The 15,168-nt window shown below is 65.9% G+C and carries 12 protein-coding genes and 1 pseudogene; 4 read left to right on the forward strand and 9 right to left on the reverse strand.

Annotated elements, in window-relative coordinates; all coding sequences use genetic code 11:
- Window positions 1-161: 161 nt before the first annotated feature.
- Window positions 162-965, reverse strand: a complete 804-nt coding sequence (locus tag HU772_RS20680; protein ID WP_225923065.1) for an RHS repeat-associated core domain-containing protein — start codon at window positions 963-965, stop codon at window positions 162-164.
- Between the two features lie 295 nt (window positions 966-1,260).
- Here HU772_RS20680 and HU772_RS20685 point away from each other — a divergent pair, with 295 nt between their 5' ends.
- Window positions 1,261-2,757: a GGDEF domain-containing protein gene (locus HU772_RS20685; protein ID WP_186659044.1), complete on the forward strand. Its 1,497-nt coding sequence runs from the start codon at window positions 1,261-1,263 to the stop codon at window positions 2,755-2,757.
- A gap of 144 nt (window positions 2,758-2,901) precedes the next feature.
- Here HU772_RS20685 and HU772_RS20690 read toward each other — a convergent pair whose 3' ends face one another.
- Complete coding sequence (locus tag HU772_RS20690) at window positions 2,902-3,378, reverse strand: ferritin-like domain-containing protein (protein WP_186658884.1); 477 nt, start codon at window positions 3,376-3,378, stop codon at window positions 2,902-2,904.
- 203 nt (window positions 3,379-3,581) lie between these two features.
- Here HU772_RS20690 and HU772_RS20695 point away from each other — a divergent pair, with 203 nt between their 5' ends.
- The gene (locus HU772_RS20695) at window positions 3,582-3,803 is read left to right on the forward strand and encodes a DUF3820 family protein (protein WP_186658886.1); all 222 of its coding nucleotides are present in this window, start codon (window positions 3,582-3,584) and stop codon (window positions 3,801-3,803) included.
- Window positions 3,804-3,959: 156 nt separating this feature from the next.
- On the opposite strand, the gene HU772_RS20700 is transcribed toward HU772_RS20695, so the two are convergent.
- Genes HU772_RS20700 through ptsP form a run of 3 tightly spaced genes read right to left on the reverse strand, consistent with a single transcriptional unit; the run spans window position 3,960 to window position 9,476 of the window.
- A complete protein-coding gene (locus tag HU772_RS20700) occupies window positions 3,960-5,681 on the reverse strand; it encodes a PTS fructose-like transporter subunit IIB (protein ID WP_186658889.1) in 1,722 nt (573 codons plus the stop codon).
- Window positions 5,681-6,625: a 1-phosphofructokinase gene (gene pfkB, locus HU772_RS20705; RefSeq protein WP_186658893.1), complete on the reverse strand. Its 945-nt coding sequence runs from the start codon at window positions 6,623-6,625 to the stop codon at window positions 5,681-5,683. Before pfkB ends, HU772_RS20700 begins: the two co-directional genes overlap by 1 nt.
- A gap of 1 nt (window position 6,626) precedes the next feature.
- Window positions 6,627-9,476 (reverse strand): phosphoenolpyruvate--protein phosphotransferase, encoded by a 2,850-nt coding sequence (ptsP, locus tag HU772_RS20710; RefSeq protein WP_186658897.1) that lies wholly within the window; start codon window positions 9,474-9,476, stop codon window positions 6,627-6,629.
- 297 nt (window positions 9,477-9,773) lie between these two features.
- Here ptsP and cra point away from each other — a divergent pair, with 297 nt between their 5' ends.
- Complete coding sequence (gene cra, locus HU772_RS20715) at window positions 9,774-10,769, forward strand: catabolite repressor/activator (RefSeq protein WP_186658900.1); 996 nt, start codon at window positions 9,774-9,776, stop codon at window positions 10,767-10,769.
- Between the two features lie 2 nt (window positions 10,770-10,771).
- Entirely contained in the window at window positions 10,772-11,548 is a 777-nt protein-coding gene (locus tag HU772_RS20720) for a TatD family hydrolase (RefSeq protein WP_186658903.1), read from the forward strand.
- Between the two features lie 35 nt (window positions 11,549-11,583).
- Here the strand turns inward: HU772_RS20720 and HU772_RS25330 are convergent, their stop codons facing one another.
- The 4 genes and pseudogenes from HU772_RS25330 to ampD all read right to left on the reverse strand — a co-directional run bounded on the left by HU772_RS25330 (window position 11,584) and on the right by ampD (window position 15,137).
- A complete protein-coding gene (locus HU772_RS25330; RefSeq protein WP_437182453.1) occupies window positions 11,584-12,513 on the reverse strand; it encodes a methyl-accepting chemotaxis protein in 930 nt (309 codons plus the stop codon).
- Window positions 12,490-13,563, reverse strand: a pseudogene (locus tag HU772_RS25335) (methyl-accepting chemotaxis protein); the annotation flags it as partial. The pseudogene HU772_RS25335 and the gene HU772_RS25330, both read right to left, overlap by 24 nt.
- 180 nt (window positions 13,564-13,743) lie before the next feature.
- Window positions 13,744-14,574: a regulatory signaling modulator protein AmpE gene (ampE, locus tag HU772_RS20730; RefSeq protein ID WP_186658908.1), complete on the reverse strand. Its 831-nt coding sequence runs from the start codon at window positions 14,572-14,574 to the stop codon at window positions 13,744-13,746.
- A complete protein-coding gene (gene ampD / locus HU772_RS20735; RefSeq protein ID WP_186658910.1) occupies window positions 14,571-15,137 on the reverse strand; it encodes a 1,6-anhydro-N-acetylmuramyl-L-alanine amidase AmpD in 567 nt (188 codons plus the stop codon). The genes ampE and ampD overlap by 4 nt, the downstream gene beginning before the upstream one ends.
- Window positions 15,138-15,168 lie beyond the last annotated feature (31 nt).

Genomic DNA, 15,168 nt, shown 5'->3' on the forward strand with positions numbered 1-15,168 from the left:
TGCATTTCCCGGCCTATCCAGACCCTTCCGGCAAGCGCGTAGGATAGGTCCCAAGCACAGCCCAACTGAAGCAGTTGGTTTCAGATTCGGAAATGTCGTACGACAAATCACACAAAAAGCTCAAAACACTCCATCTCGAAAAATTTCGGGCGAATGCTCTGCTACAGGGCAGTTCGAATCATGCCCATGGCTTCATCATAGGAAGGCCGGTCGGCGTAACCCGGTGGCGGGTCAATAGTCTCCGCGACATTTCGATGAGGCGGGTCCATTGAGCTTTGATCACCCGCAGTCCCCCAGTCGGGCAGCGGTAAACCGCGCTGTACAAACTCAACAGCGTAGTCGAATCGAGCCTTTTCAAGCTTGTCGAAACTCTTGGCGATCTTGTTTTTGTTTCGCTCGAATCGCCGCCATGAATTCGATGTATCCATAGATAGGTGGTGATCTGGATGATCATCTACGTGCTTGGCGAACTTTTTGGCTTTCTCAATCCTACTCGTCAGCTTGCCAATGTGGCGTTTAGCATCCTTGCTCAAGGTTGGGTAGTTTTTCCAATCAGGATGGTACTGAAGCGGATTCTTGAGTAGTGCATCTTTATGCAGTTGGTCCCTTAGGTTACGCGACTGCCCAGAATCATCCCGATAGTTCACAGGGTCACCGGCACAGTACGCATAGGCATTGGTCCCACCCGCATCAAACGGGCTCAGACTATCCGCTGAGATAAAACGCATGAGCTGAGGGTTATAGATACGGTGCCCCCGCCCCAAAAAATAAGAATCGAAAAGTGGTGTACGTGGGTATCCATCGAAACCGAGCAACGCCCCCATGCTGTTGCCAACCGCTTCAAATCCATAGCATGTATAGACAAACGCCGGGCGCCCCGCCTCTAAAACGTGTTGCTGAATAGAATGCTGGCGGTCGGTTGCAAGCAACGCAATCGTCTGATTAGCTTTGGCTAGAAGAGTCACGGACATGCACCATTGAACAGAGGTCGTTGGACTCTGCTCGCCAAACTTGCCGCTGACAACTGATAGAAATACCAGGCCATTGGGGCCGAGTACCCCTACGTATCCAAACCTGCACGTTGCGCTACGCAATCTCGCGGTTGGCGCAGGCCCGCTTGTAACTGCTCCGACTGAATCATTTCCGTCGAGCGGAACACCTTTGATCTTGTCCGACAATCCCTGCTTGCCTAGAATATCGCCGCCGCTTTCCGGCCCACTCCCCATGGATCCCGGGGCTTATGCAGTTGCGAGCATGACGTTGCCCACCCGATCACCCCGATCCGCCCTGTACAAGTCACACCCCGAGCTGGTCCTCAACCTGGGCAGCTGCCTTGCCGTGCTCGCCATCGTGGCCATCGTCAGCTACCTGCTGGTTCGCGAACGCGACAGCGTCGAACAATCGGCCATACGCTCGTCGAGCAATATCGTGCAACTGATCGAAAGCGACATCCTGCGCAACGTCGAACTCTACGACCAGTCGCTCAAGGGCCTGATCTGGGCCGTGCAGCACCCCGAGCTGCTCAACGTGCCGCCCATGCTGCGCCAGCAGATCCTTTTCAACCAGGCCTTCTCCGCACCCGTACGCGGCGACATCCTCTGGCTCGACGCCAAGGGCGACGTACTGGGCGATTCCACCAGCGTCGTGCCGCGCCAGGCCAATTTCGCCGACACCACCCCCTTCCAGGCCCACCGCGATCACCCCGGCCTGGGCCTGTTGATCAGCCCACCGTTCAAGGCGCGGCTGGGCAACCTGGACTGGTGCATCAGTTTCAGCCGGCGCATCTCCGGGCCCAACGGCGAGTTCCAGGGCCTGGCCGCCGGAGCCCTGCGCCTGTCCTACTTCAACGCGTTGTTCCAGCGCCTGGACATCGGCGTGGACAGCAGCATCAACCTGCTCAACAGCGACGGCCAACTGCTGGCGCGCCAACCGACCCGAGCGCAGGATCCGTTGATCGGCAGCAGCTTCAGCGAGCGTCCCAACTTCAAGCGCATCCTCGGCGAGCGCAGCGGCAGCTTCACCGCCCGCTCGACAGCCTACGAAGGCCAGCGCCTCTACACCTTCGCCCGGGTCGCCGACCTGCCGCTGATCGTGCTGGTGGCGCACTCGGCCGACGAAGTGTTCCAGTCATGGCGACGCACCGCGATCGTGGTCAGCGCCGCCACCGGCGTGCTGTGCATCGGCATCCTTTGGCTGACCCTGCTGCTGGGCCGCGAACTGCGCCGTCGCCACGACGCCGAGCAGGGCCTGGCGGCGCTGGCCGCCACCGACAGCCTCACCGGCCTTGCCAACCGCCGCCGACTCGACCAGGTGCTGCGCCAGGAATGGGCTCGCGCCCAGCGCAACCGTAAGCCGCTGGCCGTGCTGATGGTGGATGTGGACCATTTCAAGGCGTTCAACCAGCGCCATGGCCACGCCGGCGGCGACCATGTGCTGCGCGAGGTGGCCACCACCCTGGAGCTGTGCATCCGCCGGCCGGCCGACCTAGCGGCACGCTATGGTGGCGAGGAGTTCCAAGTGGTGCTGCCGGAGACCGAACTGGCCGGCGCGCTGCTGCTGGCCGAGCGCGTTCGCGCCAGTGTCGAGGCGATGCCGCCGTTCGGTGATGATGAGCGTTCGGTGACCGTGAGCGTGGGGATTGGCCTGCATATACCGGGTAGCGCGCAGGACCTGGCGGGATTGCTGGGGGATGCCGACGAGGCACTGTACCGGGCCAAGGCCAATGGCCGCAATCGGGTGGAAGGGCCGCAGGTTTGAGCGATTGGGGCCGGCAAGCCGGCTTATGTAGCAACCTGTGGGAGCGGGTTCAGCGGTGCTTGGCACCGGCTGCGCCGGTGTTCGCGGCTAAAGCCGCTCCTACAGGAATCGCGTCAGGCTGAGAACACCCAGCACCCTGCAATCTTACGAGCGCGCGCGGGCCGCGTTACGCAGCGCCTTCACCTGGTCATGATTGCGCTGCACGCCTTGCAGTTGCTTCTCCACCAGCGCGTAGGAAGAATCATTGGCCGTACGGCCCAGCTTGACCAGCTTCTCACGCCCATCCTTGTAGGCCTTGAGCGCGTGGTCCTCACCGCGCTCCACCTCGTTGAGCACGGCCTCTTCATCCTTGCCGGTCACCATCGACTTGAGGTTGACCCAGCCACGGTGCAGGTCGCCGCTGATGCTGGTACTGGTTTCCGGATCGCCACCCAGGCGCCGCACTTCGCCCTGCAACTCGGCCGCGGCGCTGGCACATTCCCCGGCGCGCTGTACGAAGAACGCCTTCAGTTGGGGGTTCTTCACATCATCCGCAGACGCCTTGAAACCCTTCTCACCATCCTTGCTGTACTCGATCAGGTCGTTGAGTACGTCGATCGTGTCTTTGTTGGGATTGCTCATGGCTACAACTCCTTGGCAGGTGATAGACACCTTTACCGGAGCAGGCTTCATGCCAAGCCATATAAAGAAAAAATATCCTTAAAAATCAGTTACATATAAAAAACAAAACACAGCCGAGAAACGGTGTTCTGCATGATTGTCGCTTGGGTCGTCGTGCAGTTTGCAGTATGGTCCGTGCTTCACCTGCCACAGGCCGATGCCCGATGAAACCCGAATCCCTGCAACTGCTGGTCATCCGCACCATGCCCTTCGGCAAGTACCAGGGGCGGATCATCGCCGACCTGCCCGGCGATTACCTGGCATGGTTCGCGCGCAAGGGCTTTCCGCCCGGGGAGCTGGGCGGGTTGTTGGCGTTGATGCATGAGATTGACCACAACGGGTTGGGTGATCTGTTGAAGCCGTTACGGGGCAAGACGCGGGGCTGACCGCACCCTCTGTAGGAGCGGCCTTGTGTCGCGATCGGGCCGCAAAGCGGCCCCTGGATTTCAGCGTTCATGCAACAATCGCCGGGGCCGCTTCGCGCCCCTTTCGCGACACAAGGCCGCTCCTACAGGGACAGCACAGGGCCTGGGTAGGCGTACCTACCCCTTGGCCGGTGCCACCACCATCTCTGCCTGTTCGCTCTTCTTGATCACCGCGTACACCACCGCCGTCAGCAGGCTGCCGGCGACGATCGCCAGCAGGTACAGCAGCGCATGGTTGATCGCGTTGGGGATCAGCAGCACGAACAAGCCGCCGTGGGGCGCCATCAGCTTGCAGCCGAAGTACATCGACAACGCGCCGGTCAGCGCGCCGCCGACGATGCTCGCCGGAATCACTCGCAACGGGTCCTTGGCGGCAAACGGGATCGCCCCTTCGGAAATGAAGCACAGCCCCAGCGCCAGCGCCGCCTTGCCAGCCTCGCGCTCGCTCTGGGCGAACTTGCGCCGGGCCATGAAAGTCGCCAGGCCCAGGCCGATCGGCGGCACCATGCCGGCAGCCATGGTCGCGGCCATCGGTGCATAGCTGGACGATGCCAGCAAGCCCACCGAGAACGCGTAGGCCGCCTTGTTGATCGGCCCACCGAGGTCCACGCACATCATGCCGCCAAGCAGCAGCCCGAGCAGCACCGCGTTGGCGGTGCCCATGCTGTCGAGGAACTGCGTGAGCCCTGCAAGCATCGCCGCCACCGGCTGGCCGACCACGTAGATCATCACCAGGCCGGTGAACAGGCTGGCCAGCAACGGGATGATCAGGATCGGCTTGAGCGCGTCAAGACTGCTTGGCAAACGCACCCAGCGGGCGATGGCCTTGGCGCTGTAGCCTGCGAGGAACCCGGCGACGATACCGCCGATGAATCCTGCACCCAGGGTACTGGCCAACAGGCCGCCAATCATCCCCGGCGCCAGGCCAGGACGGTCGGCGATGGACCAGGCGATGTAGCCGGCCAGCAACGGCACCATCAGCTTGAACGCCGCTTCGCCGCCGATCTGCATCAACGCGGCAGGCAAGGTTCCGGGCTCCTTGTAAGCCTCGATGCCGAACACGAATGACAGCGCGATCAGCAAACCACCCGCCACCACCATCGGCAGCATGAACGACACCCCGGTCAGCAGGTGCTTGTACACACCGGTTTTCTCCGCCTTTTGCCCCGCGCCGGGCGTAGCACCGGCAGTTTCCACCTTGCCTTCGGCCAGGGCTTTGTCCAGCGTGGCGCGGGCCTGCTTGAGGGCGATGCCGGTGCCGCAGCGGTAGATGCGCTTGCCGGCAAAGCGCGCGGCGGGCACTTCGATATCGGCGGCCAGCAACACCACGTCGGCCTCGGCAATGGCCTCGGCAGGCAAGGGGTTGCGCGCACCGACCGAGCCCTGGGTCTCGACGGTGAGCTGGTAGCCCATGGCCTGCGCCGCCTGCTGCAGCGCCTCGGCGGCCATGAAGGTGTGGGCCACACCGGTTGGACAGGCAGTGACCGCGACGATCTTCGGCGCCGTGGCAACCGCTTGCGGGCTTGCCACATGCAAGGTCGCCTGGCGCGCCGCCTGGTCAAGGAAACTGTCACGGTCGGCCAGGGCCTGGGCCGGCGTGCTCTGGTACACACGCTTGCCGCTGAAACGCGCCAGGTCGACTGAACCGGTGCAAACCACCAGCACCCAGTCGGCTTCCATGATCTGCGCCGGAGTCAGCTGCCGTTCGGGGTGTTCGGCATCGTGCACTTCGACGCAGGTTTGCCAGCCGCGGCGCTGGGCCGCGGCGGCCAGCAGGCGCGCGCTGAGCACGCTGGACACCTGGCCGTTGGGGCAGGCGGTGACAATGGCAATGTTCATCAGCGGCCCTCTTGTTGTTCTGTCAGGCACACGGCGGCTTCCAGGCGCGCCAGTTGTTCGCGGTCGTGGATACCGAAGCCGACCTGGGTCACCGCTTGCGCGGCAATCGCCGTGGCCCGGCGCAGGGTGGCGGCGGGCGCCTCGGCCTGGAGCAAGCCATGAACCATGCCGGCAACCAGGGAATCACCGGCGCCGACGGTGCTGGCGATGCGCACTTTCGACGGTTGCGCATGCAGTACCAGGTCAGCGGCGAACCAGGTCACGCCCTGCTCGCCCTGGGACACCACCACATGCTCGACACCGCTGGCCAGCAACCGCTGCGCGGCGGCACGCTGGCCGGCCAGATCATGCACAGGCAGCCCGAGCACCTCGCCCAGCTCCTCGGTGTTGGGCTTGACCAGCCACGGCGCGGCCTCAAGGCCGGCGCGCAAGGCTTCGCCGCTACTGTCCAGGGCCACCTTCAGGCCCTGCGACTTGAGCATCAGCAGCAGCTCGCGCAGCCACTCGGGGCTGATTCCGCGCGGCAAGCTGCCGGCCACCACCACCGCGTCATGCCCTGGGGCCAGCTGGGCCAGACGTTGCAGCAAGGCCTCGCGGGCAGCCTCGTCGACCTGCGGCCCAGGCCCGTTGATATCGGTGACCCGGCCGTCGGCCTCGACCAACTTGATGTTGCTGCGGGTCTCGCCCGGCACGCGGACGAAGCAGTCGACGAATCCGCGCCAAGCGATCAGCGCCTCGAACGGCGCCAGGTTGTCCTGCCCGAGGAAGCCGCCGACCGTCACTTTATGACCCAGGTCGGCCAGTACCTGGGCGACGTTCAGGCCTTTGCCGGCGGCGTGACTCTGCTGGGCCTGGCTGCGATTGACCGCGCCAGCGCGCAACTGGTCGAGGCTGATGGTGATATCCAGCGCCGGGTTGAGGGTAAGGGTGAGGATCTTGGCCATCTCAGTAACGCTCCAGCAACGCCCGCACTGCCTCGGCGCTGTCTTGTTGCAGGGCCTCGCGCGCCAGGGCGCGGGCCGTGGAAAGGTCGGCCTGGCGCACCAGGGCCTTGACTTCGGCGACGCTGCGGGCGGCGACGCTCAACTCGTCCACCTCCAGCCCCAGCAGCACGGCGACCGCCTGCGGGTCGGCCGCCAGCTCACCGCATACGCCCACCCACTTGCCCTGGGCATGGGCGGCGCGCACGGTCATGTCGATCAGGTTGAGCACTGCCGGGTGCAGGCCGTCGGCCTGGGCCGACAGGCTCGGGTGACCACGGTCGATGGCCAGGGTGTATTGGGTCAGGTCGTTGGTGCCGATGCTGAAGAAATCCACCTCGCGGGCCAGCTGCGGCGCCAGCAAGGCAGCGGACGGCACCTCGACCATGATGCCCACCTGCAGGTCGGCCACCGGGATCTCTTCGCGCAGGCGCTCGACCATGGCCTTGGCGGCGCGCCACTCCTGCATCTGCCCGACCATGGGGAACATGATGCGCAGCGGCCGATCATCGGCGGCGCGCAGCAACGCTCGCAACTGGTCCTCCATCACCTGGGGACGCTGCAAGGTCAGGCGCACGCCACGCACGCCAAGAAACGGGTTTTCCTCGACCGCGATCGGCCAGTAGGGCAAGGGTTTGTCTCCGCCGACATCGAGGGTGCGCACCACCAGCGGGCGCCCGCCCAGGCCGTCGAGCACGCGGCGGTACTCGGCCTCCTGGGTGGCCACATCGGGCAGTTGCGGGTGGGCCATGAAGATCAGTTCGGTACGCAGCAGGCCGATGCCTTCGGCGCCCTGCTCCACCACCTTGTCGATGCCATTGCTCTCGCCGATGTTGGCGAACACTTCGACCGCATGGCCGTCGCGGGTCAGCGCCGGTTCATGGCGGTTGGCCCAGGCGATCTGCAAGCGCCGCTCGCGGGCATCACGCTCGGCCAACGCCCGTTGCAGCTCATCGGCGGGCGGATCGACAGCGACCCGGCCACGCTGGCCGTCGAGCAGCAACGGCGTGCCGTTGTCCAGCAACAGTACCGCAGCGCCAGCGCCGACCACGGCGGGGATGCCCAGGGCGCGAGCAACGATGGCACTGTGGGCAGTGGCGCCGCCCTGGGCGGTAACGATGCCGGCGACCCGCGCCGGGTCCAGGCGCGCCACATCGGACGGGCCGACCTCGGCCATCACCAGCACGTAGGGTTGCTCAGGTTCGGCGGCGCCCTGCACGCCACACAGTTGCGCCAACACCCGGCGGCCGATGTCGCGCAGGTCGGCGGCACGCTCGGCCAGCAGCGCGTCGTGCAGCGCCTCCTGCTGGCGGGCGGCGGCCTCGATCACCGCCATCCACGCGGCAGCGGCGCTTTCGCCCTGGGCCAGGCGCAATTCGACTTCATCGGTCAGCGCCGGGTCGGCGAGCATTTCCTGGTGAGTGACGAAAATTTCGCCGATGGCCGCCGCACTGCGCTGCACCAGCCCATGCAATTCGCTGTGCACCTGGTCGATGGCCTGGCGCAGCCTGGCCCGCTCCTGGGCCGGGGACGCGCCACGCAGCGGGTAGTCGATCTCGCGCTCGACGCATACATGGGCGGGGCCGCTGGCGATGCCCGGTGCCGCCGCGACGCCTTGCAGCGTGCTGCCCGGCAACGGCGCGCGCAGGGCTTCGGCGGGCAACGCCTGCGCCTGATGCGCCTGCGGCAACGGCTCGACCTCCTCGCCCAGGCCTTGTTCGATGGCCGCCAGCAACACCGGCAGCGCCTCGGCGGCGATCTCCGGCTCTGCGATCAGTTCCAGCACCTGGCCACGCCGTGCGCCGAGGCTGAGCAGCTTGCTCAGGCTCTTCACCGACACTGCAGGCTGGGGGCTGTCCTGCAAGCGCACGCGGACTTCGCCGGCAAAACCCTTGGCCAACTGCGCCAGCACCTTGGCCGGGCGGGCGTGCAGGCCATGGGCATTGGCCAGCACCACGCGCACGCTCGGCCAATCGGCCGGCACTTCGCCGCCCAGCACTTCGAGCACCGCGCGGCTGCTGGTGGCCTGGTAGAGCATCTGCCCACGGCCTTCGATCAGCACCTCGCACAGCCGCTCGAGCAACGCCTCGTGGGCCGCGCCGAGGCTGGCCAGGCAGAACAGGCCATTGAGCGGTTGCTCACGGTAGCGCAACGGCTGCTGCGGGGTGAGGAAGGCCAGGCCCGGCTGGCGCACCTGACGTTCACTGTGCAGCCACCACAGGCCTTCGCCCAGGGGCAGTGGTTCGGCCTGTTGCAGCACTGCGGCGAAACCGCTGTCGACACAGCCTGCGCGTTGCAGCAGGCGCGCACCGCGCCAGGCCAGTTCGTCGAAATCCTCGGCGGCCAGGTTCAGGCCGACCAGTTGCGCGTCCAGCGCCAAGGCCTGCGGCGCGCCTTGCAGCAGCTTGAGCAGCGCCTCGGCGCTGCTGGCCCGGCGCAGCGCCTCGGCCAGGTCGGTTTCGCCCAGGGCGCGGGTGAGCAATTGCAGGAGGCGCAGGTGTTCATCGGAACGGGCAGCGATGCCGATGGCCAGGTAGACGGTCTGGCCGTCGCCCCAGTCCACCCCCTCGGGGAACTGCAACAGGCGCACTCCGGTGGCGAACACCAGGTCGCGAGTCTGCGGCGTGCCGTGGGGGATGGCGATGCCCTGGCCGAGGAAGGTCGAGCCTTGTGCCTCGCGGGCTTGCAGCCCGGCCAAATAGCCCTCGGCCACCAGGCCATCGGCGACCAGCCGGTCGGCCAGCAATGCCAGTGCCTCGCCCTTGTCGGCGGCGCGCTGGCCCATGGCAATTTGCTCCACGGCAAGCTCGAGCATGACCCTCTCCTTTTGCGACGCCCACACCGGGCGCCTAGGTATTGTTGTGAAATTGACTGGCCAAAGTCGTGACAACGTCCAGCGCCAGTGGCGATTTCAGCTATGCAGGGCAGGAAATTTCGCCTTGCTGAAACGTTTAATCTGACCAAGCGGCCACGTTACTCGATAATCTGCCGACGAAAAAGCCCCATCCTGTCGGACAATTGCGACAATGGTCGTCTGCGCGCGGGCTCGCCAATGGGTGAAACTACCCGGTCAAGCCACGCAGCCAGCCCCGGAAATAACAAGGAAAATTCGGTGAAACTCAGCGATATCGCCCGTCTGGCCGGTGTGTCCGTGACCACCGCCAGTTACGTCATCAATGGCAAGGCCGAACAGCAGCGCATCAGCAACGCCACCGTCGAGCGCGTGCGCGCGGTGGTTGAGGCCCACGGCTTCACGCCCAACCCCCAGGCCGCCGGCCTGCGCAGCCGCCACACGCGGACACTGGGCTTCATTCTCCCGGATCTGGAGAACCCCAGCTACGCCCGCATCGCCAAACAGCTGGAACAGGGCGCCCGGGCCCGTGGCTACCAGCTGCTGATCGCCAGCAGCGACGACCAGCCCGACAGCGAACGCCAACTCCAGCAACTGTTCCGCGCCCGCCGTTGCGACGCACTGTTCGTCGCCAGTTGCCTGCCGCCGCAGGACGACAGCTACCGTGCCTTGCAGGCCAAGGGCCTGCCGGTGATCGCCATCGACCGGCGCCTGGATCCGGCGCACTTCTGCTCGGTGATCAGCGACGACCGCGACGCCAGCCGCCAGCTGACCCAAAGCCTGCTCAAGACCCAGCCACGCAGCATCGCCCTGATCGGCGCGCGCCCGGAACTGTCGGTCAGCCAGGCCCGCGCCGGCGGCTTCGACGAAGCGCTGCTGCAGTTCGACGGCGAAGTGCGCCGCTACCAGGGCGAAGCGTTCAGCCGCGAATGCGGCCAGCAGTTGATGGCGCAACTGATCGACGAACTGGGTGGCCTGCCGGATGCCCTGGTGACCACCTCCTATGTGCTGCTGCAAGGGGTGTTCGATACCCTGCAGACACACCCTGAAGGCTCGCGCCAGTTGCAACTGGGTACCTTCGGCGACAACCAGCTGCTGGACTTCCTGCCACTGCCGGTCAACGCCATGGCCCAGCAGCACGGCCTGATCGCCGCCACCGCGCTGGAACTGGCCCTGGCCGCCATCGAAGAAAATCGCTACGAACCTGGCGTGCATGCCATCGGTCGCACCTTCAAGCAACGGATCGACAAGGCCTGAACATGCGCCTGATCGACACCCACACGCACCTGGACTTTCCCGACTTCGACGCCGACCGCTCGCGCCTGTTGGCCAACGCGACGGCGCGCGGGGTGGAACGCATGGTGGTGCTGGGTGTGTACGAGGGCAATTTCCAGCGGGTCTGGGACCTGGCCTGTGCCGATGACCGTATCCATGCGGCATTGGGCCTGCATCCGGTCTACCTGGAACAGCACCGCCCCGAGCACCTGGACCAGTTGCGCCAGTGGCTGGAGCGTCTGCGCGGCGACTCGCGGCTGTGCGCGGTGGGCGAGTTCGGCCTGGACTATTACCTGCCGGAGCTGGGCCCGGATCGCCAGCAGGCGTTGTTCGAGGCGCAATTGCAGATGGCCTGCGACTTCGAGCTGCCGGCGCTGCTGCATGTGCGCCGCAGCCATGCCCAGGTGATCGCCACGCTCAAGCGCTACAGGCCGGCACGGGCAGGGATCATCCATGCCTTCGCCGGTAGTTACGAAGAAGCACGCGAGTACATCAAGCTGGGCTTTCGCCTCGGCCTCGGTGGCGCCGCCACCTGGCCGCAGGCGCTGCGTCTGCGCAAGACCTTGCCGCGCCTGCCGCTGGACAGCGTGGTGCTGGAGACCGACGCGCCGGACATGGCCCCGGCCATGTACCCCGGCCAGCGCAACAGCCCGGAACATCTGCCGGAAATCGCCCAGGCACTGGCCGAAGTGATGGGGATCGACGCCGATCTGCTGGCCGAGGCCAGCAGCCGCAATGCCTGCGAGTTGTTTGGCTGGTAAGCCCCCGAGCCCCTACAGGGGCAAGTCGTCCTTGATCACACCCTGAACGCGCCGATCAAGCGCTTGAGCTCCACCACCTGCGCCGACAACGCCCGGCTGGCGTCCTCGGTCTGGCAGGCGCCGTCGGTGGTGTCCTGGGCGGCGCGATTGATCGCCACGATGTTCTGGTCGATGTCATGGGCCACGGCCGTCTGCTGCTCCACCGCGGCGGCGATCTGCTGGTTCTGCTCGACGATCCCGCCCACCGCGCCCAGGATATTGCCCAGCGCCTGCTGCACCTGGCGCGCCTCGTCGACGGTGCCGGCGGCCATCTGGTGACTGCTGCCCATTACCCGCACCGCAGCGCCCACGCCTTCACGCAGGCGTTGGATCATCTGCGCGATCTCTTCGGTGGAATCCTGGGTGCGCTTGGCCAGGGTGCGAACCTCGTCGGCGACCACGGCAAAGCCGCGCCCCTGCTCTCCGGCCCGCGCCGCCTCGATGGCAGCGTTGAGCGCCAACAGGTTGGTCTGCTCGGCAATACTGCGGATCACCTCCAGCACCCGACCAATGGCCTGGCTGTCACCGGCCAACTGATTCACCGCGGCCACGCTCTGGTCGATCTCGCTGGCCAGGCGGGCGATGCTGCCCTGCTGGCTTTGCACCAGGTCACGGCCCGACGCGCTTTCGTGGTTGACCCGTTGCGCGCCCTCGGCGGCCAGCGCGGCGCTGCGGGCCACCTCCAGGGCGGTGGCGCTCATCTGGTTCATCGCCGTGGCCACCTGCTCGATCTGCTCGCGCTGGCCGCTGACCGCCTGGTTGCTGCGGCTCGATACCGACAGCACCTGGCCGGCCTGGTCCTCGACCGTGGTCACGGTCTTGCCCACCTGCTCGATCAGGCCACGAATGCGGCGCACGGTCTCGTTGAAACCGCGCCCCAGCTCGCCTAGTTCGTCCCGGCTGCTGGCCTGGAAGCTGACGGTCATGTCACCGGCGGCCACCTTGTCCATGGCACTGCCGAGCTTGCCCAGGGTTTCACGGGTGGAAACGTAGAAGCCGCCGTACAGGTAGATGATCAGCGCAAACACCGTGGCCAGGGCCGCGACCAGCGCGATCGTGCGCAGGCGGTGCTCGCCCAGGCGTTCTTCCAGCTGCCCGTGCAGGTGGGCGAGCACGGCGTCATTGAGGCGGTAGGTCTGTTCCATCAGCGTGCTGGTCTGCTGGTAGAAGCCGGACCAGGGCGCATCCAGGGTCTCGGCCACCACTACCTGGTCCTCGAACAGCGTCGCGGCCTGCTTGACCGTGGCCTGGCTGGCCTGGGCACTGGCCTCCAGCGCGGCCTTGGCCTGGCTGTCGGCGGCCAGGGCATCGCCCAGGCGCAGGCCATAGTCGGCGGACAACCGCTCCAGGCGCTGCAGCAGGTCTTCGAAGCGGGCGCTGCCGGAGGAATCCATGAAACCACGCCCCAGGGCCACCGCGCCCATTGCCCGGCCCTCGCCGAGGGCCTGGGTGACCTGCGCCGTGGCGCCGCCGATCAGCTCGCTGAGTTGGCGCACCGACGCCTGGCGATCCTGGCTCAGGCCCGACTGGCTGGCGATCAGCTTGCCCAGTACCTGGGCCTGGGCCAGCAGTTTGTCGAACAGCGCCGCCTTGTTCTGCAGCGAGGTCTCGCCCCGTGCGGCGGCAAAGGCGTCCGCCAGTTCGCCGCGCTTGGCCTCGAGCGCCGGGTCGCTGCTCCTGAGTGAGTCGAGCTGGCCCTGGACCTTGTCCTGCAAGGCGGCGATGCGCGTCTCGATGTCCCCGGCCTGGCCCGACTGGCCGAGCACGGCGTTGATCTGCAGCAGGTTGCCCAGGGTTTCCAGGTCGCCGCGCAGGGCCAGGCTCTCAGCCAAGGGTGCCAAGCCCTGCAACTCGCCACGGGCGGCCTGGAGCTGCTGGTAGGCATCGCGCACCAGATAGAAGCTGGTGACCAGCATGGGCAGGAAGAACAGGACGCTGATCAAGCTGAACTTCATGCCGAAGCTCAGCCGGTTCATCAGTGCGATGGCCGGATAGAGCAGACGCTTCACAGGTCACCTCCTTGAATTCTTGTTGTTCTGCGGGGTAGCACTAGGCCATCTTCGGGCCCGTGCCTTGTATAGCGCAGAATGAACGCAAGGTTTGTAACTTAAGGTTAAGCGCGAAGCAGGTAACGCGGTGGCTGGCTCCTGCACCGTTCAGATCAGCACGGTCCACAAGGCAAAGCAGGCGTACCACAGCACCGCGCAACGCAGCAGCAGTTCCCACAGGCTGTCGAGGCGCTCCAGGCCACGCTGGTGGTCTTCGTCTTCGCTAATGTCGTCCGCCACCCGGCCAACCTTGGCCACCAGATGCGCGGCACTGATGTGCCAGTCGAGCAGTTCGTGGAGCATCACCCGGGTGACCGCGACGAAGTTGCCGACCAGGGCGAAGCTCAGCGTCAGTACCCGTACCGGCAGCCAGTCCATGGCATGGCGCAACTGGCCGGCCAGGGTCTTGAGCGCGGGCTGATCGCTGTTATCGCAGGTCAAGGCCAGCAGCCTGTAGGCCAGTGCGGCGCCCGGCCCCAGCAGGAAATACCAGAAGATCACGGCGAAGAAACTCTGGTAGGCCTGCCACAGCAGATGCCCCTGGACCCGGTTGATCAACCCCGGGGCGTCCTCCGCGGCCAACCCCAGGTCGCGTTCGGCCACGTGCAGGGCGGCTTGCTCGTCACCTCGGCGCCAGGCATCGCGAAACGGCCCCAGGGCCGCCTTCACATCGCCACGTCCCAGGCTGTAGATCAGCACCAGCAGGTGTACGGGCAGCGCCAGCAGGCCATAGGCCACCGGCTCCAGCACATGCAACAGCAGCACCAGCAGCGCCACCGGCGCCAGGATCAGGATCGCCAGGGTCCACCACGGGTGGACCTTGCCGCTGCGCGCCAGGCGCACCAGTTCGCCCAGGTAGAAACCATCACGTTGCACCTGTTGGCGCAGGGCCGAGAACTTCTCGACCCACAGCGCCAACACCAGCACCAGGAAACTCATGCCTTGTCCTCGTTGCGTTGCAGGGCGGCCCGGTAACGTGGCCAGTCGAAGGCCGGGCCCGGATCGGTCTTGCGCTGTGGGGCAATGTCGCTGTGGCCGCAGATGCGCTGGCTGTCGATCACCGGCCAGGCCCGGCGAATCTCGCGGGTCAGTTGCTCCAGGGTGGCGTACTGGGCATCGGTGTAGGGCAGCTCATCGGTGCCTTCGAGCTCGATGCCGATGGAGAAATCATTGCAGCCCTCGCGGTCACCGAAACGCGACACGCCGGCATGCCAGGCGCGCTCGAGCAACGAGACGAACTGGGTCACCGCGCCGTCGCGCTCGACGAACAGGTGCGCCGATACGGTCAGGTGGTTGATGGTCGCGAAATAGGGATGCTCGTCCGGGTCGAGGCGGTTCTGGAAGAACTGCTGGACCTTGCCGGTGCCGAAGCACGCTGGCGGCAGGCTGATGTTGTGGATCACCAGCAGCGAGATGGCCTCGCCGTCGGGGCGGGCGTTGCAGTTTGGCGAGGGGCAGTGGCTGACGCCGGAAAACCAGCCGGTCGCACGGTCCAATTGCATGAAGGCAGATCCTGAATGACGCCACGGGCAG

Origin of the sequence: Pseudomonas xantholysinigenes (assembly GCF_014268885.2) — a bacterium.
In the GTDB taxonomy this organism is placed as follows: domain Bacteria; phylum Pseudomonadota; class Gammaproteobacteria; order Pseudomonadales; family Pseudomonadaceae; genus Aquipseudomonas; species Aquipseudomonas xantholysinigenes.